Raw genomic sequence first — 24,209 nt, 5'->3', positions numbered from 1 at the left:
TCTTCCGCAAAAAAAAATAAAATATTTTTAAAAACAGCCTTTAAACCCCTTTAACACATTAAAATTTGTTAATGTAGTTGTATATATGTACTATTATCAATCTATTTGATTATTTTCGGCTGCATTTTTAAAAGCCACATTTTATATTTAAGAAAGAAATGAATTATACTAAAATTAATAACCTTACAGGATGGATGTGCTTTATCCTGGCGGCCCTCACCTATATACTCACCTTAGAACCTTCCGTAAGTTTCTGGGACTGTGGGGAGTTTATAGCATCTGCACTTAAAATGCAGGTTGTTCACCAACCAGGTGCGCCCTTGTTCTTAATGATTCAGCGCTTCTTCTCAATCTTTGCATTTGGCGATATTCATAAAATAGCTTATTTCATGAATGTGGGTTCTGCTCTTGCAAGTGCGGCTACGATCCTATTTTTATTCTGGACAATTACTGCGCTGGCTAAAAAGATGGTCATTAAAACTGAGTCAGACCTGACTATCGGAAACCTGATCACTGTAATGGGTGCAGGAGTTGTCGGTGCAATGGCCTATACCTTCTCAGACAGTTTCTGGTTCTCTGCAGTAGAATCGGAAGTATACGCACTTTCCTCTCTGTTTACAGCAATTGTATTCTGGGGTATCCTGAAATGGGAAGCACATGCTGATGAGCCCCGCGCAGACAGGTGGTTATTGTTTATTGCTTATATCATGGGTTTATCCATCGGTATTCACTTATTAAACTTATTGACTATCCCTGCGATAGCCTTTGTATATTATTTCAAGAAAACACCAAAACCAACAAACTTCGGTATCATTAAAACCTTTATCGTAGGGGTCCTGATCCTTGCCTTTGTTCAATATGGTATTATCCAGTATGTGGTTTCTTTTGGTGCTTACTTCGATTTGTTCTTCGTTAACACTTTAGGAATGGGATTCGGAACTGGTGTGGTCTTTTTCGCTGCGATTTTAATCGGAGCACTGACCTGGGGAATCATGTATTCGATTAAACACCGTAACAAGTTCTTAAACCTGGCTTTACTTTCCACCGTACTGATTATTTTCGGATACTGTTCTTTTGCGATGATTATTATCAGAGCTAAAGCCAGCCCTAACCTGAACAACAGTAACCCTGACAATGCTTTCTCATTTTTAAGTTATTTAAACAGAGAGCAATATGGAGACAGACCATTATTATTCGGTCCTAATTATAACTCTGAAAAAGTCAGCTTGAAAGAAGGTAAAAACATTTACAGAAAAGGGGATACCAAATACGAAGTTGCCGGTAAAAAAACTGACTATGAGTATGACAGAACAACCCCTTTCCCAAGAATGTATAGCGATGATCCAAGACACGTACAGGAATATAAAAGCTTAATGGGTTTTGATGATACACACTTTGCTGGTATTTTCGACAATGTTTCTTACCTGTTTAAATACCAGATTGGTAATATGTACATGCGTTATTTCATGTGGAACTTTGTGGGCCGCCAGAATGATGACCAGGGTGCTGGTATTTACCAGGGACAGTTTTTAAGTGGGATTAAACCTATTGATGCAATGATGCTGGGTGACCAGAGTCACCTGCCTCCTTCTATTGTAGAAAGCAGTGCTTATACGCGTTTTTTCTTCCTTCCATTGATCTTAGGGTTATTAGGCGCAGTATGGCATTTCAAACGCAATGAAAAAGATGCTGGTATTGTGGGGTTGTTATTCTTCTTTACAGGTCTTGCCATCGTATTATATCTGAATCAGAAACCACTGGAGCCAAGAGAGCGTGATTATGCTTATGCAGGATCTTTCTATGCCTTTGCCATCTGGATCGGTTTCGGAGTACTGGCCTTAAAGGAATGGGTATTCAGTAAATTTACGCCGAAAAACGGTGCTATTGCAGCTACAACCATCTCTTTATTTGCAGGTCCGGTAATTATGGGTGCGCAAGGATGGAAAGCACATAACCGTTCAGAGAAAATGGTTGCACATGATATTGCAGTTGATTATCTGGAATCATGCGCGCCTAATGCAATTCTGTTTACTTACGGTGATAATGATACTTATCCGCTTTGGTATATCCAGGAAGTTGAAAATGTGAGACCGGATGTAAGACTGGTTAACCTGAGTTTATTTGATACAGACTGGTATATTGACGGTATGAAACGTAAGCAAAATGAATCTGCTCCGCTTCCGATCAGCATGAAACCTTCTCAGTATGTACAAGGGGTAAGAGATGTAATGTACTACCAGGATTATAAACTTGCAGGTTCAGTGGAATTGAAAAACATTCTTGATGTCTTATTATCAGATGATGACGATGATAAAATCCCATTGCAAAACGGAACTAAAGAGAATTTTATCCCGACTAAAAACTTCAAACTGACCATCAACCCTGAAGATGTAATCAAAACAGGAACAGTTAAAGCAGCTGATGCTTCAAAAATCACTCCTGTGATGGAATGGAAATTCAACAAGAGTTATGTGACTAAAGGCACACTGGCTATGCTGGACATCCTGGTACATAACAACTGGAAGAGACCTATCTATTTTGCAAGTACTGTTCCTTCAGACCAATTTAACGGTTTAGACAACTATTTATATACAGAAGGTCTTGCGATGCGCTTACTACCGCTTAAAACGGATTCAGCATCAAGCAGAGGAGATTTAGTGAATACAGATATCCTTTACCATAACATGTACACCAAATTCAAATGGGGTAATGTTAAAAACGCGAGCTACCTTGATCCGCAGTCATCGGATGATATCTCCATCTTTAACAATGTGTTCAATACTACAATCTCCGGATTGATTAAAGAAGGAAAAATTGCTGATGCGAAAAAGGTAGCTGCCCGTTATTTCGAAGTGATGCCTGATCGTTTTTACGGTATGCGTTCTATGATGGGTGTTTATTTCCTTGCAGAAAACCTGTATACTTTAGGAGATACGAACAAGGCAAATATGCTGATTGAAAAATCTGCAGACTACATTCAGAAAGAATTGACTTACCTGGCAGATATATCCAAAAGCAAAAACAGGTTCGTTGGCGGACAGAATGTTCAGTTAGGTTTGCAGTTCCTTAACCAGATGGTTAAAACTACGGCAGAGAAAAAGCAAACGAAGCTTTCTCAGAAACTTGCACAACAGTTCCAGGGTCTTGAATCAAGATTCTCGGTCTACTTTGCACAGCAAGCTCAGGAAGAACAACAAGCACCTGCCCCACAAGCTCCGGAAGAATAATAGCAATAGCTTATCAGTAAAAAAAAAGGGTTGTATCATTCATAGGGTACAACCCTTTTTTATTGGGGAAAAGAATTGCCTGAGTGACCATTATTTACAAAGTATTTCATTGACCAACACCGGTACAGGCAAAATATTCCACAATAGACTGGGATTTAAGGTTTTGGAACTACCTAAATTTGAAAAGAAAGAAGATGAACCGGAAACTAAGCTGGACGTTTACTGCACTTTCAATGGAAGAAATAGAAAGTCTTTAACCACGAAAAAGGCTCAGCTACCTGATTAAGTAACTGAGCCTTTTTCTTTAAGCATGGAATTGAATTTATTCTGCGACTACGCCCATTGCACAGAACTTATCAATTCTGTTAGCGATCATCTTTTCAGTTTTCTCTTTTCCTAATGCTTTGATGTCTTTCAGAATCTGATCCTTCAGCGTTTCGCCCATAGCTGCAGGATTCTGATGTGCACCTCCCAGCGGTTCTTTAATTACACCGTCGATCAGTTTATTCTTTAACATATCTTTTGACGTCAGTTTCAGGCATTCTGCTGCTTTCTCTTTGAAATCCCAGCTGCGCCATAAAATTGAAGAACATGATTCCGGAGAAATTACCGAATACCACGTATGCTCCAGCATGTATACTTTATCACCAATACCTATACCCAATGCACCACCAGATGCACCTTCACCAATAATCAAACAGATGATAGGCACTTTCAATACAGACATTTCCATCAGGTTTCTGGCAATAGCCTCTCCCTGTCCACGCTCTTCTGCCTCAATACCCGGGTAAGCACCCATCGTATCAATGAAAGAAATAACTGGTTTATTGAATTTCTCTGCAAGGCGCATTAACCTTAAGGCTTTGCGGTACCCCTCAGGATTTGCCATTCCGAAATTGCGGTACTGACGTTCTTTAGTATTTTTACCTTTCTGATGACCGATAACCATGACTGTTTCTCCATCAATAGTAGCGAAACCACCAATAATCGCTTTATCATCCCTTACTGTACGGTCACCGTGCAATTCGATAAAATCATCACAGATCATTTCGATGTAGTCCAGCGTCTGTGGTCTTTCCGGATGACGTGACAATTGTACTTCCTGCCAGCCTGTAAGACTTGCATAAAGTGCGTTCTGCGTTTTAGACAGCTTATCTTCAAGCTCAATCAGTGTAGCAGACATATCTACTTTTGTTTTATCAGCAACCTGTTTAACCTTTTCAATTTGCTGCATCAGTTCAGCAATAGGTTTTTCAAAATCAAATGACGTTTTTATCTGTTCCATAAGTGGGCGGTAAAAATAGGTATTTTATTTATAAAAGTCTAAAATTTTGAAGCTGCTCCGGCTTTAGGCAAAGATTTACTGATAAAATCTCTCAGATCATTATTTCCCTTCTCCAGATCAGCACTTCTTAAATACATCATATGGCCGCTTTCATAACCCTTCCAGCTCATTCTGTCTTTCAACTTACCTCCAGGATCCATTTGCCACATATTATATTTTGCATTAAAATAATCACAAGCCCCATCAAAATAACCAGACTGTACCATTAAATGCAGCGAAGGGTTTTGCGCCATCGCATCCCGCAAATTCTCAGCCGTACGGTTTCCTGTATTGTCCCACGGATAAACAGGGCCGAACATATTATACTTTAAATCAGTTTTATAATTGAGTTCGTTGCGGATATACATATTAATTGCAGGGGTAAAAGAATGTAACCAGGAGCTCAGTTCTGCATTATAATCAGGATCTTCCCCAGCATCCTGTTTATCTATACCGCGATATCTTGAATCCAGACGGCCTATAGTAAAACCCTGATCACGGAGTAATTCCTTCCAGAAGAAACCTGGTGGAACATCCAGGTTGTGCTGAAGGATCGTTTTTTCACTCAGCCCCGAAAAAGCAGCCATCTTCACAGCCATCTGTTTTTTCTGTTCCTCTCCAAGCTGGCTTCCTTTCGCGAGGGCCGGAATCAGTTCATTCATTGTAAACTGTTCCACTTCCGGTAATAAAGCACTTAAGGTCTTTGCTTGTAAATCTGTTTTTAAGGCTTTATGATACCAGGCCGTAGCAGTGAAATAAGGCAAACGTAAAGCAGCAGACAAAGCATCACCTCTTTCTATCCCTAAAGTAGTTGGCGAAACCAATACTACCCCATTCAGGTACATCCATTGTGAATTTTGAAGTTCCAGTGCCAGCCCCGAAACACGGGTGGTACCATAACTCTCCCCGATCAGGAATTTAGGAGAGCCCCAGCGGTTGTTGCGGGTCACAAAGGTATTGATCCATTCTGCGAGGTATTTAATATCTGCATTAACTCCAAAGAATTTGCTGCCTGGTATATCTTTATTAATTGCTCTGGAATATCCTGTATTTACAGGGTCGATATAAACAATATCAGCAACATCCAGAATTGAAGATTTATTTTCTTTGTAGCCATAAGGTTGAACAGGATATCCTTCCTCATCAATATTTAACAATACAGGCCCCGTGTAAGCAATGTGCATCCATACCGAAGCGGAACCCGGCCCGCCATTAAAGGAGATAACTAATGGTCTGTTAACCTTGTCTTTGACATCAGATCTTTCATAATAGGTATAAAACAGACCTGCAATAGCTTTACCTGTTTCATCCCAAACCGGCAAAGTACCAGTTACCGCTTTATAAGAAATACGCTGACCTTTAATGGTCACCTGATGTTGGGTAACTACTGTACTTTCGGTTACAATTTTTCGGGAATTGACTTCAGTGTTTATGGAAGTATCACTCTTCTTAGTCTCAGGAATTGATTTGACAGGCTGCATTTTTTGTGCATTTGCCGTCTGACAAATACACCATCCAGCAAGGAATAACGTGTAAAATAGTTTCATTTTAAAGGGATGGTTTAGGTCCCTTAAATATCAAAATAAGTTCAGAACAATTGGGAATAACTTAAAAAAGTTACTTTTCCCTGCTTCCGCGGATATATAAGACGGAAACCGCACCCAGGATCATGAATATTCCTGCGATTACAATCGCATAAATCGCCTCACCGTTGTAAAACTGCTTCACAATCAGTCCACCGAAAATACCATTGACGATCTGTGGCATAGTGATAAAGAAGTTAAATATCCCCATATAAACGCCCATTTTGCGTGGAGGTATGGCACTTGATAAAATGGCATAAGGCATTGAAAGAATACTTCCCCAGGCCAAACCAATTCCTATCATAGCATAAATCAGGTGATCCGGATTCGTAATGAAATAAATAGAAAGCAGACCTGCCCCTCCTGCCAGTAAAGAAAAAGCATGTGCCATTTTACGGCTTGTTGCCCTGGCAATTGCCGGCAGAATTAAAGCATAAATAGCAGAAACCCCGTTATAAACTCCAAAAAGGATACCAACCCAGTTTCCTGCATCCGCGAATTTCACCGAAGAAGTATCTCCGGGAAGCACCTTATAAATATGTTGCGCAATAGCAGGCGTTGTAAATACCCACATAGAGAATAAGGCAAACCACGAGAAAAACTGAACCAGTCCAAGCTGTTTCATCGTTAACGGCATGTTAGAAAAATCTGTCAGGATAGATAGTAATCCCTTTTGCTCTTCCACTTCCGGCTCCGCAGCATGGTATAAAGCCATTTCTTCTGGTGGATATTCTTTGGTAGTCAAAACTGTCCAGAGGATAGTCAGTATTAAAATCGCAGCTCCCGCATAAAAAGAGTAAATCACATTGTGAGGAACCTGTCCCGCAGCTGCAACTTTCGAAGCACCCAGATATTCAGAAAAGATATAGGGCAGCCATGAGCCAGAAATGGCCCCTGTCCCGATTAAAAAGGTCTGCATGGAAAATCCAAAACTTCTTTGACTCTCTGGTAATTTATCAGCAACCAATGCTCTGAAAGGTTCCATTGCTACATTGATAGAGGCATCCATGATCATCAGCATTCCTGCCCCGATGATAATAGGCGGAAGGAAACCAGCCATCGTTCCCGAATTAGGCATCAGGATCAATGCGATAGCGGTTAAAATGGCTCCGATCAGGAAATAAGGCCTTCTTCTGCCAAAACGATTCCAGGTTTTATCACTATAATAGCCGATGATTGGCTGCACAATCATCCCGGTTAAAGGTGCTGCCAGCCAGAAAAGCGAAAGATGCTCCACATCTGCACCAAAAGTTTGCAGAATCCTGGAAGCATTTCCATTTTGCAGGGCGAAACCAAACTGTATTCCGAAAAACCCAGCACTCATATTAAATATCTGTGCGTTAGATAATCTTGGTTTGGAGGCAACGGCTTTATTTTGTTCCATAAGGATCTGTTTGGTTTGAAGGTTCAGGAATGGTTTAGAATGCTATAATTTGCGCTTGCATTGGCAATACCCAAATTGGTATGGTGTTATCTTTAAGATCAGTTAACTTTAAGTCTGACAATTGATCTGCAGCAGTGGTCAAAGGACGGTTTTGTAAAATCTCAGCCGGAATCTGTACCTGGCTTTCCATTCTGTAATGACGGTCAAAGTTTACCAGGATCAGTAACCGCTGATTTGCCGTATAGCGGACATAACCGTACATCCTTTTATTCATATTACCACCAACCGGGATTTCCCATAACTGACCTTTCGCAACGGCCTCAGATTTACCTGCAAACTGCAGCAGTCTTTTATAATAATTACGAAGTTGCTTTTGCTGATCACCTAATCTGGCACCGTCAAAAGCACCATCGTTCATCCATTTCTGGTGTTCCGGAATTCCCCAGTAATCAAAAATAGTAGTGCGGTTATCCTCTCCACCAAAACCTTCTGCACCTCTTCCCGGCTCACCCACTTCCTGGCCAAAATAAGTCATCACTGGGCCGCCAGATAAAGTAGCTGAAACCACCATCGCAGGCAGCGCTAACTCTGCCTGCCCGGCAAAACCTGAAGAAGCAATCCGCTCCTCATCATGATTTTCCAGGAAACGCAGCATCTGATCTCCAAAGCCAGCACTTTCCTGCTGCCATACTTTTCTGATCGCATTCACATCAGCCTGGTCTTCACTTCTGATCAGTTTTTTCAACCCATCATACAAACCAACCTTATCATATAAATAATCAAATTTGCCTGTAGTTAAGAATGATTTATAAGTAGCAGGATCATAAGCCTCTCCAATAAAAATCAATTCGGGCTTTACTTTTTTCACTTCCGGAATTACCCAGTTCCAAAAAGCAAGCGGAACCATTTCTGCCATATCACAACGGAAACCATCTACACCTTTGGAAGTCCAGAAAACCAAAATATCTCTCATCTTAGTCCAGACTGCAGGCGTTGGCGTAAAATATTCCTTTGCCCCGTTCTGCTGATCCACCCCATAGTTTAACTTGATCGTTTCATACCAGTCATCTACCGAAGGGCTTGCTGAAAAAACATTGTTTCCTGTAGCTTTTGCAGGTGATTCTGCATAATGTGCCTGCTGCAAAACAGAAAGCGGCGTCTGCTGATCTGATTTAGGAGCCGGAACAACAAAATCCTGTCCGGGCACATAATAGTAATCATTAGCCGGGCTGAATGCCACATGCACATCATCACCCTCGCCAAAATCTTTAATTCCCGCAGGTTTCATTTTTGACTGATACTGACGGGCCACATGGTTAGGCACAAAGTCAATAATCACTTTAAGTCCTTTTTCATGCGTCCTTTTAATCAGCGCCTCAAACTCAGCCATCCGCTGGTTAACGTTCACTGATAAATCAGGATCTACATCATAATAATCTCTGACTGCATAAGGAGAACCAGCTCTGCCTTTGACTACCCTTGCATTATTAGCAGGTAATCCGGCCTGAGTGTAATCCGTTAATGTGGCATGGGAAATTACCCCGGTATACCAAACGTAAGTGGTCCCGAGTTCTTTAATTCCATCCAATGCCTGCGCAGTGATGTCATTAAACTTACCACTGCCATTTTGCTCAATAGTTCCATAAGGAACATTACTTTGCTGCTTATTGCCAAATAACCTTGGCAAAAGCTGATAGATCATTATTTTTTCCTGCTGTTGCGCCATACTTCTATCTATAAATCCTGAAAACAGTAAAACAAATACAGTTAAAGTCCGGTAATGGCTTTTCATACCAATAGTCCTCTGTAATTAATTACGGTTTCCCCTGCCTGTACAGGCTGTAACTTATTAAATATATTGATGTGCAGCAATTCTTTGCTGGTTGTATTGATCATAATCTCGTCCTGAGTAATTTTTATTTTGAACTGATTTCCGCGGAAACCAATTGTAAACGCGAATGATGTCCATTGTTCAGGAAGAAATGGATTGAAACAAAGCGTATCATTTTTCACGCGCATTCCGCCGAAACCTTCCACAATACTCATCCAGGTACCTGCCATAGAAGTAATGTGCAGACCATCTTCTGTATCATTGTTATAATCATCCAGATCTAAACGCGCAGTACGCAGATAAAACTCGTATGCCCGGTCGCCATCATTCAGTTTCGCCGCTAATATACTATGTACACAAGGTGACAAAGAGCTCTCATGAACTGTTCGCGATTCATAAAAATCAAAATTCCTTCTTAACGATTCCAGGTCATAATCATCTTCAAAGAAATACATTCCCTGTAAAACATCTGCCTGTTTGATATAACAAGAACGCAGAATCCTGTCCCAGCTCCATTTCTGATTTAATGGACGCTCTGATGCGGGAAGATCTTTCACCAGAATTTGCTCTTTGTCCAGATATCCATCTTGCTGAAGAAATACACCTTGCTGTTCGTCATAAGGAAGATAAATGTTTGCTGAAATTTCCTTCCAGTCCGCAAATTCTTTCTCTTCTGCCAACGATGTTTTAGCTACAATGCGCTGGTATTGCTCCGGATATTCTTCCTTCACAATTCCTGCAGCTTCCATAGCATATTTTAAACACCAGGCAGCTAATGTATTGGTATACCAGTTGTTATTGATATTGTTTTCGTACTCGTTAGGTCCGGTTACACCTAACATCACATATTGCTTTTTATCTGCACTCCAGTTCACCCTTTGTTTCCAGAAACGGGCAATACCGATGAGTACTTCCAAGCCATATTCTTTCAAATAAGAAGCATCACCTGTATACCTGATATAGTTAAAAATTGCGAAAGCAATTGCTCCGTTCCGATGGATCTCTTCGAAGGTAATTTCCCATTCATTGTGACATTCCTCTCCATTCATAGTCACCATCGGATACAAAGCGGCTCCTTTGTTAAAGCCTAACTTTTCTGCATTCTCAATCGCTTTCTCTAAATGCTTATACCGGTAAACCAGCAGATTTTTAGAAACTTCCTGTGGCGCGGTCGATAAGTAGAAAGGAATACAATAAGCTTCTGTATCCCAATAAGTCGAACCTCCGTATTTTTCACCAGTAAAGCCTTTCGGGCCAATATTTAACCTTGCATCTTTTCCTGTATAAGTTTGATTTAGCTGGAAGATATTGAAACGGATGGCTTGTTGCGCAGCCACATCTCCTTCAATAATAATATCACCTTCCTGCCATTTCGTTGCCCATGCCGCAGCTTGTTCCTTTAACAATTCATCAAAGCCTTTCACTACCCCAGCTGCAATTACTGCTTTAGCCTGTGCTAATAAATCAGCAGTTGCATAATTTTGTGACGAAAGGTTAGTTGCTATTTTATAGATATCAATTCCTTCATTTAATGTCAGCTCTGCTGATCCGCTTTCTGAAAGATATTTTTCACGCGGCTGTTCATCTATAGTCAACTGAACCGTTTTACGATTTTTTAGCACTACAGTTTTGACACCTGTAATTACATCAAAAGCTGTTTTTTTAGTACGTTGTGTCAAATAAGAACCACTTTCGTCCTGTGCCCTGCTTACCTCATCCCAAAACTTCTCTTCATAATTAGAATCCTGGTTCTTCACATCTCCATCAATGAACGAGGTCAAATCCAGTTGACCCGAAAAATTAAGTGGTGTTAATTGATAGTGTAAAGCTGCCAGCTCATCATTAGCAATACTAAAGAACCGCCTGGCTTTTACCGCTACTTGTTTCCCTGATGCCAGTCCGGCAGTGAATGTACGTTCCAGATAACCTTCTTTCATATGCAGCACTCTTTGGAATGCTGTTACTTTACATGAGCTTAAATCCAACACCTCTCCATCCAGTTTCAGCTCCAGTCCCATCCAGTCTGCTGCATTCAAGACTTTGGCAAAATATTCAGGGTATCCGTTTTTCCACCAGCCAACACGGGTTTTATCCGGATAATAAACGCCTGCAACATAATTTCCCTGTAAAGATTCACCACTGTAAGTTTCCTCAAAATTTGCGCGCTGACCCATCCGGCCATTACCAAGGCTAAATATACTTTCAGATATCTTATTCAAATGAGGATCAAAACCACTCTCTATGATATTCCACTCTTCTGCTTCTATGTAATTCTTCATATTTACCCTTTTACGCTGTGCTTTTCTTTAACCAGATTAATCAATTCTTCAACAGTAACCGTTGAAAGGTCTTTATGGAACTCATCCGCACCCGGCAAATTCTCTTCCGTTCCAATACCAATTACAGCCATTTTTGCTGCAATTGCTGCCTGTACACCTGCTGATGCATCTTCAAAAACGATACAATCGGCTGCTGCTGCATTTAATAACTCCGCCCCTTTAATGAAAACTTCAGGATCAGGTTTTGAAGTCGTTACCGCATTACCGTCTACGATGGCATCAAAAAAATGTGCCAGCTCCGTTCTTTCCAGGATTAAGCCTGAATTTTTACTTGCCGACCCCAATGCAATTTTAATCCCCTGTGCCTTTAATGCTTTTAACAAATCCAGTGATCCAGGCAAAACTTCCGAAACAGACATCTGACTAATCATTGCTACATACCAGCTATTTTTCAAAGTCGCCAGTTCTTCTTTTTCGGCAGTAGTTTTGGTTACCCCTCCCCAGTTTAAAATCATATCCAGAGAGCGCATTCTGTTCACACCTTTCAGCTGTTCATTTTGCGCTTCCGTAAAATCAAAACCCAATGAGTTAGCCAGTTTTTTCCATGCCTGATAATGATAAACGGCTGTATCTACCAATACACCATCCAAATCAAAAATGCACGCTATAGTCGTATCTTTCATATTAATTCAATTCTAGTACCAGTGTTGTTTTAGCAGGGACACTGATGTTCTTCACTGTATTTATTTGTGCTCCGCTGATCACGTTGATCGCCGAGCTTGTATTTTTCATTCTTTCTGCAAATCTTGAGGTATCCAGCGTTTTGGCTTTATCTTCGCTATTCAAGATGACCATCACGTCTTTACCTTGCTTTCCTTCAGTAATATACCTGAAATAAACATACACACCATCTTCTGGAACAAATTGCATCATTTTTCCATTTTGCAGAGCTTCACTCCTGGTCCGGTAAACAGCCAGCTTACTCACATAATTCCAGGCTTCATTTTCTTTTGGCGTACGGCCCGCAGCCGTAAATTTATCTGCGGTATCTCCTTTCCATCCACCCGGAAAATCCGAACGGACCAAACCATCAGGATCAGAAAAATTCTTCATCAGAATTTCTGTTCCATAATATAGCTGAGGAATACCGCGCATGGTCAGTAAAATCGCCATACCAGATTTATACTTGTTCATATCTTCCTGAATCATCGAATAAAAACGGCTCATATCATGGTTATCCCAATAGATAACGTTGCGCGTGGGATCCTGATACAGGAAATCTTGCGAAACCACATTATATAACCTGAAGATACCATCTGTCCAGCCATTTTTACTATTCAAAGCTTCATAAACCGCAATTTTCATCATATTATCGGTCACACCTGGTAAATGCGTATCAAAACCTCTGTTTACTGTATTTCCTTGTGTGAAATAAGCCTGTGAGGCTACTGAATTTACCAGAGTCTCTCCGAAAATAGATAAAGTAGGAAATTCAGCTTTCAATTTTAAAGCCCAGTCCGCCATATATTCCGGATCATTATAAGCATAAGTATCCAGCCTTAGTCCATCAATTCCAGCATATTCTATCCACCAGATATGGTTTTGAGTCAGGTAATTTTGCACATAAGGGTTTCTTTCATTCAAATCGGCCATACTGGGTACAAACCAGCCGTCGAGTTGTTTTTTCCTGTCCGCAGCTGAAGCATGCGGATCCATTACAGATTCATCACGGTGGCTTGTTTGTGTATAGGCCGGCCACTGATTCACCCAGTTTTTCATTGGCATATCTTTAAATATCCAGTGTCCTGTTCCGATATGATTATGCACAATATCTTTAATAACTTTCATGCCTTTAGCATGCACCTTGTCTACATAAGTTTTATATAAAGCATTAGTCCCGTAACGCGGATCAATTTTATAATGATCAGTTACGGCATAACCATGATAAGACGCTGAGGTCATATCATTTTCTATCTCTGGTGTCATCCAGATGGTTGTTACTCCTGTTGCTTTTAAATAATCCAGGTGATTGATTACGCCCTGAATATCTCCACCATGACGGTAATACATAGAATCACGGTTGAATTTAGTTTCTGCGAGCCCTTTAACTACATCATTTGATGGATCTCCATTGGAAAACCGGTCCGGCATCAGCAAATAAATAAAGTCTTTATTCGTTACGCCCTGAATTCTTGAAGCCGACTGGTCTCTGTTTTTCAGCTCATAACTATACGCCGAAACCTTCTTTCCTTTATCCATAAAAGAGATGGGGAATTTACCTGCCTTAGCTTCCGCAGTAACTTCCAGATCAATGAACAAATAATCCGGATTCTCTACTTGATGAACTGCTATTAATTTTACTCCCGGATAATTTAACTGTACTTTATAGCCAGTTATATTTTTACCATGGACCAGGAGCTGAAGTTTTGGGTTTTTCATTCCTGCCCACCAGAACATGGGTTCTACATGATCCAGTTTTACCTGTGCCCATGCATTTGCAGTAAACAGAACAAATAGTACAATTAATAGTTTCTTCATTTTTAAAAGTTTAGGATCGGATTTGAAAATCGGGATTAACGAATAAAATGCCCTGATGATGATTCAGGGCATTTCAATATTTTTATTGTTTACTAATTGTGTACGTATAACTACCCGGCACACTCAAGTTCAAAGTAATCTTGTAATTGCCTGCAGCAGCTACAGGAATGTTATCACCTCCGTATTCTAAATGACCATCAGCGGGTTTATTATCACCGAAATTAATTGTGTATCCGCCATTTGCCCTGAACTTTAACTCACCAGCTGATAAAGCTTTTGTTACTGTCCATACTTTATTTGCAGCATCATACGTCATCGGGGTTTCATTATCCCATGATCCGGTTGCATCGCCAATAACTGCCCAGACGGTTTTAGTAGCTGTCCAGGTTAATCCTTTTGTATCCGCTTTCAGCAAATAATAACCAGCACCTGTAACTTTAAGATTATCGCCAGATCCGGCGATAAATGTACCAGGGCTTAAAGTACCGTAATTGATATGGTTAAAATCAGGAGCAGAAGTAAATTTAAATTCATTGCTGGCATCTGGCAAATTGATATAGCCTTCATATTGCTGATCATCTTTAACAGAAGCGATGGTGACTGCGGTTGCGCCAGACCAGTTGGAATAGGCACCGATCACATACAATACCGGATTTAACTTAATGACCTGGTATGGCGTAACCACAACCGGAGTCACAGTAGAATAAGCAGGTGTATAAGCATCACCGATACTCGCTTTAATCCGGATTTCAAGTTTACCGGCCACATCAGGCTTAAAGCCCAGTTGAATAAGTATATCATTCAACTCTAAAACTGTAAATGTTTTGGTCAGTAATTGCGCCAAAGCCACCTCTGCTGGTTTTGCAAAATTTTTCCCCGCACTATCCAGCTGCACAGTATAAGATACACCTGCCTGGTAACCAAATGAAGCAGCAGTCCAGTTTAATACTGTCGCTGTTTGCGCAGAATTGGCCACTGCTAAGACCACGTTATTTTGTGAAGATGTTAAAACTGGTGCAGTACCAGTACTTGCAACAGTTTTAGTTTCATCCTTTTTACAGGATACAAATAATAGCAGGAACAAACTATAAGCCATGCTTTTGATAAATAATGATTTCATCTCTATACCAGATTTTAAATTAATAACCAGAATTTTGAGTTAAGTTGCTATTTGCAATTACATCTGCTGAAGGCAATGGAAAAATACTGCGGAATGCTTCTACACCACGTCCTGCTTTAACTCCTCCTTTAAACGGCCATAAATAAGAACCGTCAGTATACTTACCAAAACGTATTAAATCTGTACGTCTGTAACCCTCCCAGAAGAATTCTTTAGCTCTTTCAGCCAATACACCATCTAAATTCAACGTAGTCACATTACCCGAATCATTACCATAAGCACGGCGGCGCAATTTATTTACATATTCGATAGCCTGGCTAAGGGAACCACCGGCTCCTCCACGTAAAACACCCTCAGCATAATTTAAATAAGCTTCAGGTAAACGAAATAAAGGAAAATCAATGGAGCAGAAAGTACCATTATTAGAGGGGCCAGGATTACCATTCCGATCTGCATTTCTGAATTTGACCGCACGTAACCCATCAGTAAATACGCCTACATCATCATTCGAAGATTTATCTCCAAAAAACATTGCTCTTGAATCCGGATTGCTGGTGAAAGCACCGGATATACCGAAAATAGCTGGTAAAGTTGAACGGGTACGGATACCACCCCAACCACCACCTGGAATCCCGAAATCAGCAGGTTTCATATCTCCGTTAATGGATGCATTCGTCAAAAAAGTTGTACCTCCAAAGTTCTGAGTCAGGATACCATCATAATTAATGGATAAAATCACTTCCGGGTTATTCTTGTCATTATCCGAAAGGAATAAATTACGGTAAGCCGGCTGCAAAGCATACGTACCTCCAATTACTTTACTGGCATAAGTAACTGCTTCTGTATTTTTAGCTGTTCCTGTATAAACTGAAGCATTCAAATATAAACGGGACAGTAATAGCTGGTCTGCACCTCTGGTTACTCTGCCATATTCATTAGCTGGTGTTAATTCCGGCTCGATAGCTAACAACTCACTTTCTACATATTTGAATAAATCAGCACGTTTAATTTGCTGTGGTGCAACAACACCAATTTCATTGGCTTCAGTGATAAATGGAGGGTTACCAAACAAATCCATTAACACCCAATATTGGTAGGCACGTAAAAATCTTACTTCTGATCTGAATTTAGCAATTTCAGCTGCATCATTACCTGTAATATTACGTGAAGCTAATTTCGCCGGTGTACTTTCACGAAGAAACTCGTTGACAATGGTAATCTGGTATAAACTTCTGGTATATAATCCACGCAGCAGGACATTGTCAGCAGTATAAGTCAGATAGTTTAAATCATAAACTCCCGGGTCATTCCATACACAAATACCTTCGTCAGTAGTTAACTCCTGCGCATTCCAGTATAAACGTATAAAATCTGATGTTCCAGCATCAATACCACCCAGATCACTATCACCAGACCCTTTCGGACCCGTTGTTGCATAACTTGCATAAGCTTTGGCAAGCACTTGTTTATAACCTGCAAGATTAGCATAAACCAGATCTGAAGTCAGATCATTAGTTGGTTTTAATACCAGATCTTTTTTACAAGATGAAAATGTTGCTGCAACAAAGACAGCTGCTGTAAATATTTTGAATAGATTGTTCATCTCTCTCTTTCTTAAATTATAATTTATTAAAACCCAACATTAAGCCCTAAACTGTATGTTCTTGGTCTTGGATACAATTTGTAATCCACTCCGCTACTGATTTCAGGATCAAGACCTTTATAATCAGAAATCACAAATACATTCTGAACATTTGCAGTAATACGCAGATTTGCTTTTGAATTTGGTGAAATGCGACCGAAATTATAAGCGATGCCCGCATTATCCATTTTCAGGAAAGAAGCATTACGCACATAATAATCGCTCAGAAACTGATTGCTTGTAAAGTTGGTATCGTAAAACGAAGCAGGGGCATTATTCAATAATCCGCTTTGACTTAAAATATTTTTGCTTACTGCTAAGTTTGAAGAGATATTATCATAAACATAGTTGCCGATATTCGCACGTAACACGGTACTTAAAGTCCATTTTTTGTAGCTAAAGGCAGTAGTAAAGCCCATAATAAATTTAGGTGCAGGTGATTTGTAAAAATATCTGTCCTGCTCATTTACCTTTCCATCATTGTTCAGATCAGCATATACACCTTCGATAGGCACGCCATTTGCATTATAAACCTGCTTATAAGCTAAGAATGAGTTAGGATTATAATTTACAGAGTTCCATTGGATTGTGGTGCCTGTTGTTCCTTCTATCGCTATCGTACCCACTTTGAAATCAGGATTAGGATTTAAAGACAGATTGGTAATTTTATTTTTGTTGTACGTGAAGTTAAAGCCCATATCCCAGTTTACATCTGCACTTTTAATCAGACTGACATTGATACTGGCTTCAATACCTTTGTTTTCCATATTTCCAACATTGGTAACCAGCTGATTGCTAAAATTAGTTCCAACTGCAATCGGGATCAGGCTTAACAAATCTTTGGTTTTTTTGTAATACACATCTACACTACCGTAAACCCTTCCATTGAACAAGCCATAATCCAAACCTGCATTATAAGTTGTTGAAGTTTCCCATTTCAGGTTTTTATCATAAGCAAGAGGGGTATACAAATGATAGAATTTATCACCAATCTGATATTGAGCTTCGTTGGTACTGTTGCTATAGTTAGGTAAATAGCTATAGTTACTGATTCCGTCCTGCTGACCAGTGATACCATAACTTAAGCGAAGTTTTAAATCAGAAAGCACTTTATTGTCTTTCAGGAAATCCTCATCAATTGCTCTCCAGGTAAAACCTGCTGAAGGAAAATATCCCCAGCGGCCTTCAGGATTGAATTTAGAGGCTCCATCGGCACGCATTGTTCCTGATAGAATATATTTATCTGCCAGGGTATAAACCAGACGTCCATAATAAGACAATAATCTGTTTTGCTGTTTATCATATGGAAACACAGGTAATTTCTGTACTCCACCTATTGCATTATAATCTGTAAAGTTATAAACCGTTGTGGCATTATCATAATAACCATAACCAGCAGTTGCATTAATATTACTATTGATACCCTTCAGGTCTTTGATATAGCTTAAATAAAATTCAGCCACTTTATTATGCTGAACCTGCTCATACTGCGTAGCGGAACCGCTCTGCGAAAATTTCTGTGCAGCATACGCCGGAATAAATGTAGTTCCATATCCTTTGGAAACATCATAAGCTACATTTGCATTCGCATGTAATTCAGGCAGAAAATGGAAAGAGTAATCCAGTCTTAAATTACCGAAGCTTCTGTCTGTTTTACCAATATCATTTTTCTGTTCGATTAATCCAAGCGGGTTTCTGGGTGCATTGGGATTTAACTGTCCTGAAGAACCGATCCACTCAAAGTATCCACCAAATTTATTATTCGCATAAACAGGCTGTGTCGGATCAAATTGAACAGACTGAAATACCGCATCCTGGTTTGCAAAATGCGATTCACTCAATGTCCCTTTTAAACTCAGGTCAACTTTTAAATGTTTATCAAAGAAAGTAGGATTCAGTGTTAACCCGCCTGATGCTCTGGTCATACGGTCTGTTAATAATAATCCTCTCTGGTCTAAATAACCACCCGAAACACGGTAAGGAACATTTTTGAAAGTCCCTGAGATACTCAGGTTATTATCTGTAGAAAAAGCATTATTGAAAATCACGTCCTGCCAATCTGTATTTGCAGTACCTGATAATGCTTTTTGAGCATCAGTACCATTTGCATTTACATACGCACGAACCTGATCACCTGTCAGTACTTTTACTTTCCTTGCTACAGTGGCATAAGAGTTAACTGTACTGAAATCAATGCTTGGTGCGCCAGATTTACCTTTTTTAGTCGTAATTAAAATTACCCCGTTTGAAGCTCTTGACCCATAAATAGCAGTTGCGTTCGCATCTTTTAAAACAGTGAAAGTTTCAATATCATTTGGATTAATTAAGCTCAATGGATTGGCTACTCCTGAAATCGCATTTGCAGTAAGGGCGCCCGGCAGTAAATTATTGCTGAAAGGTACACCATCCACTACAATCAGCGGATCCTGACTTGCATTTAAAGAAGCACCACCACGTACACGGATTGTACTTCCGCCGCCCGGCTGTCCGCCATTGGAAACGATAGATACCCCGGCTACTTTACCAGCAATCAATTGCTCTGGTGTAGTAATGTTACCCGCCTGAAAATCTTTGGAACTTACTGTAGTGATTGATCCTGTCAGGTCTTTTTTCTGAGAAGTACCATAACCAATCACAACAACTTCATTTAAGTTCTGCGCATCTGGCTTCAGCGAGAAGTTTGCTACTGTATTTCCCTTTACTGTAACGTTAAGATCAAGAGAACTGTACCCGATATAGCTTGCTGTTAAAGTAACTGCACCATTAGGTATACCAACAATTTTGAAGTTACCATTTGCATCTGTACTTGCGCTTCTGCCCTGGCCTTTCACCAGTACTGAAGCTCCCGGAAGTCCTATACCGGTTTCATCAATAATTTTACCAGTTATCGCACCGGTCTGTGCTTGTACTGCCAATGCTGAGATGGTTAAAACCAATAGCAGACAATACTTCATCACGTAAAATACTTTCATATTTAATAACTTATTTAGGTTATATATTTGGATAATATAGACTGTGTATTACACACCTCGTAAATTTACATTCGAGGATCATATTTCAAAATTTAATATCAAATAATTTTTTAACACAATATTTAATATTACAAAAAGACCAAAACACCTTAATAAATTCTACATGTTTTTCCGATTCATTCCTCCAAAACACAGAATCAAAAAACTGTAAATCAATAATTTATATCCAATTTTAACCCAATAAAAGTGTTTTTTTTACACTAAGTGTTTTTTTGACTGATTTCCGGGAACGATACCGGGAACGTTCCCGAAGAAGAAGAACGTTATTAACAATGGCGACAGGAAAAAAAACTTAAATTCTGCGTATTTCCGGAGAACCCAGGAAATTTCTGTTCAAAAAGCCCCGATTTTTAATAGAAATTTAACGTTTTTTTAACGGCAGAACAGCGGTAGAATTCCGCTTCATTAACTTAGAGTCAAGTACAATTTTTTCATTGACATTCACTGATTCCGGATGTTCCAGCATCTTGAATAAAAGTGAAGCTGCCTCCATCCCAATCGCAGTAGCCGGCTGAGTTACTGTCGTTAAAGAAGGATTAAGCAAGGGTGCGATTTCCAGGCTTGAAAAACCGACAACCTTCACCTGATCAGGGATAGTAATTTCCAGATCGTAACAAGCATAATAAGTGGCAAACGCCAAACGCTCAACTGAAGTAAAGATCCCATCCGGCTTTAACCTTTTGAACATATCTTTCAGAATTACATTATTGCGTTTATAACTATTTGTGCAATCCACAATCAACCGGTCATCAAAAGGGATATTATATTTTTCCAATGCATCCAGATAACCCTGCATCCTGGTTTTACCAATTGATAAATTCTTATTGATCACCAGACACGCGATCCGTTCACAGCCTTGCTTAATCAAATGCTGTACTGCCGAAAAGCTACTGTCATAATCATTTGTGATTACCCTTGGTGTACTAATATCTTCATAAACGCGATCAAAGAAAACCAGTGGCAACCGCTGCTGATTCAGCTCATTCAGATAATTATGATCATTCGCCTCTCCGGATACCGACATGATAATCCCATCAGCGCGTCCATTGTGTAAATGCCTGATAAAAGAAACTTCTTTCTCATAATCATCATCCGTGGCATAGATCAGGATATGGTAGCCCTTAGCCCTGGCTACGCCTTCAATCCCATGAATTACCTGTGAAAAGAAATGATTGGCTAATTCGGGAACAATAACTGCAATCGTTTTACTCCGCTGTTCCCTTAAATTACTCGCATAATGATTCGGCTGATAATTCAGCTCTTTTGCTGCGGCCAGGATCTTATCCTTAGTTTCTTTGCTAATATCACTATTATCCCGAAAAGCCCTGGAAACAGTTGAAGTCGATAAATTAAGCGCTTTCGCCAGTTCTTTGATATTGATATTACGCATCTACGCTTTTGCAATTATTTTTTACAGGGTAAATATAATCGAAAATCAGTAAGCTCTCCTAATTTAAATAGCGTTCCCCTTTCTAAGTTCCTTTCTTTTTAGAGGACAGAGCCCCAGTCCATTACCTAACGATATAACTACCGGAAATCAACCGGAAATCAGCCGAAAAAAGACCCTAAATACGCCTGCCATAACTCACTGACCATCAATGCACTAGACCTACTTTGTTCAGACGTCATTCGGAGAGGTTTCACATCCCCTTCAAACTTCACTCAATCGCTATCGAATAACAACTAAACTTAAGGTGAATTATTTTTTAAATAAAAATTATTTACTACACTATTGCTCAATAATTACGTATATTGTTGAAACTAACCAGACAAGATTATGGCAATTTTACAGGAAGGCTCTTTATTAGCAGGTATCAGAGGAAGAATAGGAAATATTGTGATCTATCAGTGGAAGAATAAGGTCTGTGCCCGTACATTACCAGCAAAACCCCATAAAAAAAGGGTAAGAACGATTCCTCAGCAGGCGCAGAACGGTAAACTGAAGGTATTAACTCCTTTTTTAAAACAGGTTAAGCCTTTCCTGAGAACAGGATTCAAACACCTGGCGGAAGAACGGAACATCACTGCAAACAATGCCGCTAAATCTGTTAACCTGCTGCATGCCATCAAGGGGGAATTCCCTGACCAGGAAATGAACTGGGATGCTGTATTAGTGGCAGACGGAGCACTCCTAAAACCTGAAAACGTCAAGGTTATCGTATCAGAAAATGCCTTTAATTTCACCTGGGATGAAGATATTACAGCCACAGGCAATCCAAACGATCGTGCCATCATTTTATTATATAACAAAAACTTCGGGCGTGTACATGCCAATTACAGCGGTGCACAAAGGGATGAACTCAAACATACTTTTCCCATGAAACCCGGTTACATCAAAAATAACACTTATGAAGTATTCATCGCTTTTAAAGACATCATGAGTGATGAAGTTTCCAAAAGCGTGTATTGCGGAAGATTTACGAATTAAATTTCCAAAATATTATTACTGCCTGATCAAAATAAAATCATATCAATAAAATGGTAGTGAGCAAGCAGTTCCTATCAAATACCATATTCCGCTAATCTTTCTGGCCGGTCACGTACTCCTATTATCTATCCTGACCATCCTGCATAACTATCCCTACCTGACCATCCTACCATAACTATCCCTCCTGGCAATCCTGCCTAACAATCCCTACCTGACAATCCTAACTAACAATCCTAACTAACCCCACCCCAAATATGGAGATACCAGAAAAAAAACAATATACCAATGTGAGGACATTCGTTTCATGCCCTCTTCGGGCTAAGGAAACGTCGGCCGAACATGGTATATTGTTTTTTTTCGGAGGAACGACTTATTTATCCCACCTCCACTCCCCCGCAATCCTCAGCGGCTCTTCCAACTTATTCTGTCTCAAAAATCCTTTTAAATCCTCATCAGACTGTTTCCCAACCGGAAGAACCTTCGTATTAGCCAGCCCATAAGTCAGCATTGCACTATACCTGACCGTATTCTTCAGCCCCTGCTCATCTACCAATTTGAAACTATCCCCATCAGAATGATAAAACTGTCCAGAATGATTAGGCAGTTCCCCACCAGCACCACCACCAGTAGGAATCCCTTCCAGCATAAAAGGCTGGTGATCACTATGCAACCACGCTCCAAAAACGAATACATTCTTGAAACCCGTATCAATCTTCACAATCTCTTCCCCCCAGCTCGTAAACAATCCTTTCATCTCTGCCCTGCTCGTTGCAAAACCCTTCGGATCATTGGTCATATCATAATTCAGCATAAACTTCACTTTTCCCAACTCCCCCTTTTTTTCCGCCTGTGCGATGTAAGCCTTAGATCCTAATAACCCTTGCTCTTCCCCCATAAACAAAATAAACTCTACCGTTCTTTTGGTCTTCAACTTCAACACCTTAAAAGATCTCGCCATATCTATCACTGCGAAAGAACCAATTCCATTATCAATTGCACCAGTAGCCAGATCCCAGCTATCCAGGTGCCCGCCAACCAGAATCTTTTCATCCGGCAAAGAATCTCCTTTTAAAGTCGCAATTACATTTCTTGCTTTAATCATACCCGAGAAATTCGTCATAGTCAAACTCGCGAACTGAGGCCTGGACTTCAACTCCTCCTTTAACCGCATTCCATCCTCTAAACCAATACAAACTGCAGGAATAGAAATCAACTTACCCGTTACCGAAGCCGTTCCGGTTAACAAAACACCACCTTTAACCCCGTTAATAATAATAATTCCAACAGCACCATGACTAATCGCAAGCGCTGTTTTTTCAGAACGGTGCAAAGAAGCAGTCCCCGCAGGCGATCCAGGTAATACCCCCAGATAAACCAAAGCAATCTTACCCTTCACTAAACCTGCATCCTTTGTATAATCACCCTCTAAACCATTTCCCAGATCAACCAGCCCAGCTGAAACAGCAGACTTTACCGGAGAATGTGCCAAAGCTACAGAAGGAACAACTTTTAACGAACCAGCTTCACCTACCCTGGTCTCATTACTGATTCTGCTCCAGCTTTCTACCTCGAAAGGCTGATAACGCACATCATACCCATAAGATTTAAATAAATTAAAAGCATACGCTTCCGCTTTGGCTCCATTTACAGAACCAGTTAAACGGTGACCAATAGTTTCCGTAGCAGACTTCAAAGTGCCATAAGCCTTTGAATGTTCCTGTACATCCGTATTAATCTGACTAAAAGTTTGACCGAAATTATCCTGAGCATGTGCAGAAACTGCCAGCCCGGCGAAAAAGAGAGAGAAAAGTATCTTCATGG

Annotated in this window: 15 protein-coding genes; 3 read left to right on the top strand and 12 right to left on the bottom strand. The window is 40.1% G+C overall.

Going from position 1 to position 24,209, the window contains the following annotated elements; genetic code table 11:
• The first annotated feature begins 158 nt into the window (after positions 1–158).
• Both AB3G38_RS19380 and AB3G38_RS19375 read left to right on the top strand, forming a co-directional pair.
• Positions 159–3,227 (top strand): DUF2723 domain-containing protein, encoded by a 3,069-nt coding sequence (locus AB3G38_RS19380; protein ID WP_367865432.1) that lies wholly within the window; start codon positions 159–161, stop codon positions 3,225–3,227.
• Positions 3,124–3,513, top strand: coding sequence for a PD-(D/E)XK nuclease family transposase (locus AB3G38_RS19375; protein WP_367865431.1), 390 nt, complete (start codon positions 3,124–3,126; stop codon positions 3,511–3,513). Before AB3G38_RS19380 ends, AB3G38_RS19375 begins: the two co-directional genes overlap by 104 nt.
• Before the next feature lie 36 nt (positions 3,514–3,549).
• Here the strand turns inward: AB3G38_RS19375 and AB3G38_RS19370 are convergent, their stop codons facing one another.
• From AB3G38_RS19370 to AB3G38_RS19320, 11 genes are all read right to left on the bottom strand, one after another.
• On the bottom strand, positions 3,550–4,512 hold the full coding sequence (locus AB3G38_RS19370) for an acetyl-CoA carboxylase carboxyltransferase subunit alpha (protein ID WP_367865430.1): 963 nt from the start codon (positions 4,510–4,512) through the stop codon (positions 3,550–3,552).
• A 38-nt stretch (positions 4,513–4,550) separates the two neighbouring features.
• Positions 4,551–6,098 carry a S10 family peptidase gene (locus tag AB3G38_RS19365; protein WP_367865429.1) on the bottom strand — a complete coding sequence of 516 codons (1,548 nt, stop codon included), beginning with the start codon at positions 6,096–6,098 and terminating at the stop codon, positions 4,551–4,553.
• Positions 6,099–6,168: 70 nt separating this feature from the next.
• Positions 6,169–7,518, bottom strand: coding sequence for an MFS transporter (locus AB3G38_RS19360; RefSeq protein WP_367865428.1), 1,350 nt, complete (start codon positions 7,516–7,518; stop codon positions 6,169–6,171).
• 34 nt (positions 7,519–7,552) lie between these two features.
• Complete coding sequence (locus tag AB3G38_RS19355) at positions 7,553–9,310, bottom strand: alpha-amylase family protein (protein ID WP_367865427.1); 1,758 nt, start codon at positions 9,308–9,310, stop codon at positions 7,553–7,555.
• On the bottom strand, positions 9,307–11,628 hold the full coding sequence (locus AB3G38_RS19350; protein ID WP_367865426.1) for a glycoside hydrolase family 65 protein: 2,322 nt from the start codon (positions 11,626–11,628) through the stop codon (positions 9,307–9,309). The genes AB3G38_RS19355 and AB3G38_RS19350 overlap by 4 nt, the downstream gene beginning before the upstream one ends.
• Before the next feature lie 2 nt (positions 11,629–11,630).
• The gene (gene pgmB, locus AB3G38_RS19345) at positions 11,631–12,311 is read right to left on the bottom strand and encodes a beta-phosphoglucomutase (protein ID WP_367865425.1); all 681 of its coding nucleotides are present in this window, start codon (positions 12,309–12,311) and stop codon (positions 11,631–11,633) included.
• Between the two features lies 1 nt (position 12,312).
• On the bottom strand, positions 12,313–14,166 hold the full coding sequence (locus AB3G38_RS19340) for a glycoside hydrolase family 13 protein (RefSeq protein ID WP_367865424.1): 1,854 nt from the start codon (positions 14,164–14,166) through the stop codon (positions 12,313–12,315).
• A gap of 82 nt (positions 14,167–14,248) precedes the next feature.
• Positions 14,249–15,286 (bottom strand): SusE domain-containing protein, encoded by a 1,038-nt coding sequence (locus AB3G38_RS19335; RefSeq protein ID WP_367865423.1) that lies wholly within the window; start codon positions 15,284–15,286, stop codon positions 14,249–14,251.
• A gap of 19 nt (positions 15,287–15,305) precedes the next feature.
• Positions 15,306–16,889, bottom strand: coding sequence for a RagB/SusD family nutrient uptake outer membrane protein (locus tag AB3G38_RS19330; RefSeq protein WP_367865422.1), 1,584 nt, complete (start codon positions 16,887–16,889; stop codon positions 15,306–15,308).
• Positions 16,890–16,915: 26 nt separating this feature from the next.
• Entirely contained in the window at positions 16,916–19,900 is a 2,985-nt protein-coding gene (locus tag AB3G38_RS19325; protein WP_367865421.1) for a SusC/RagA family TonB-linked outer membrane protein, read from the bottom strand.
• A gap of 421 nt (positions 19,901–20,321) precedes the next feature.
• A complete protein-coding gene (locus AB3G38_RS19320; RefSeq protein WP_367865420.1) occupies positions 20,322–21,350 on the bottom strand; it encodes a LacI family DNA-binding transcriptional regulator in 1,029 nt (342 codons plus the stop codon).
• Positions 21,351–21,737: 387 nt separating this feature from the next.
• On the opposite strand from AB3G38_RS19320, the gene AB3G38_RS19315 reads away from it, so the two are divergent.
• Positions 21,738–22,388 carry a DUF6266 family protein gene (locus AB3G38_RS19315; RefSeq protein WP_367865419.1) on the top strand — a complete coding sequence of 217 codons (651 nt, stop codon included), beginning with the start codon at positions 21,738–21,740 and terminating at the stop codon, positions 22,386–22,388.
• Positions 22,389–22,758: 370 nt separating this feature from the next.
• On the opposite strand, the gene AB3G38_RS19310 is transcribed toward AB3G38_RS19315, so the two are convergent.
• Positions 22,759–24,207 (bottom strand): M28 family peptidase, encoded by a 1,449-nt coding sequence (locus AB3G38_RS19310; protein WP_367865418.1) that lies wholly within the window; start codon positions 24,205–24,207, stop codon positions 22,759–22,761.
• Positions 24,208–24,209 lie beyond the last annotated feature (2 nt).

The sequence above is a fragment of the Pedobacter sp. WC2423 genome (assembly GCF_040822065.1).
GTDB lineage: Bacteria > Bacteroidota > Bacteroidia > Sphingobacteriales > Sphingobacteriaceae > Pedobacter.
The sequence above is the reverse complement of the archived record's forward strand: the minus strand, read 5'-3'. Positions and strand labels throughout refer to the sequence as shown.

Coding starts and splice junctions, on each gene's coding strand:
- AB3G38_RS19380 (WP_367865432.1), top strand. CDS start 159: ATGAATTATACTAAAATTAATAACCTTACAGGATGGATGTGCTTTATC.
- AB3G38_RS19370 (WP_367865430.1), bottom strand. CDS start 4,512: ATGGAACAGATAAAAACGTCATTTGATTTTGAAAAACCTATTGCTGAA.
- AB3G38_RS19365 (WP_367865429.1), bottom strand. CDS start 6,098: ATGAAACTATTTTACACGTTATTCCTTGCTGGATGGTGTATTTGTCAG.
- AB3G38_RS19360 (WP_367865428.1), bottom strand. CDS start 7,518: ATGGAACAAAATAAAGCCGTTGCCTCCAAACCAAGATTATCTAACGCA.
- AB3G38_RS19355 (WP_367865427.1), bottom strand. CDS start 9,310: ATGAAAAGCCATTACCGGACTTTAACTGTATTTGTTTTACTGTTTTCA.
- AB3G38_RS19350 (WP_367865426.1), bottom strand. CDS start 11,628: ATGAAGAATTACATAGAAGCAGAAGAGTGGAATATCATAGAGAGTGGT.
- pgmB (WP_367865425.1), bottom strand. CDS start 12,311: ATGAAAGATACGACTATAGCGTGCATTTTTGATTTGGATGGTGTATTG.
- AB3G38_RS19340 (WP_367865424.1), bottom strand. CDS start 14,166: ATGAAGAAACTATTAATTGTACTATTTGTTCTGTTTACTGCAAATGCA.
- AB3G38_RS19335 (WP_367865423.1), bottom strand. CDS start 15,286: ATGAAATCATTATTTATCAAAAGCATGGCTTATAGTTTGTTCCTGCTA.
- AB3G38_RS19330 (WP_367865422.1), bottom strand. CDS start 16,889: ATGAACAATCTATTCAAAATATTTACAGCAGCTGTCTTTGTTGCAGCA.
- AB3G38_RS19325 (WP_367865421.1), bottom strand. CDS start 19,900: ATGAAAGTATTTTACGTGATGAAGTATTGTCTGCTATTGGTTTTAACC.
- AB3G38_RS19320 (WP_367865420.1), bottom strand. CDS start 21,350: ATGCGTAATATCAATATCAAAGAACTGGCGAAAGCGCTTAATTTATCG.
- AB3G38_RS19315 (WP_367865419.1), top strand. CDS start 21,738: ATGGCAATTTTACAGGAAGGCTCTTTATTAGCAGGTATCAGAGGAAGA.
- AB3G38_RS19310 (WP_367865418.1), bottom strand. CDS start 24,207: ATGAAGATACTTTTCTCTCTCTTTTTCGCCGGGCTGGCAGTTTCTGCA.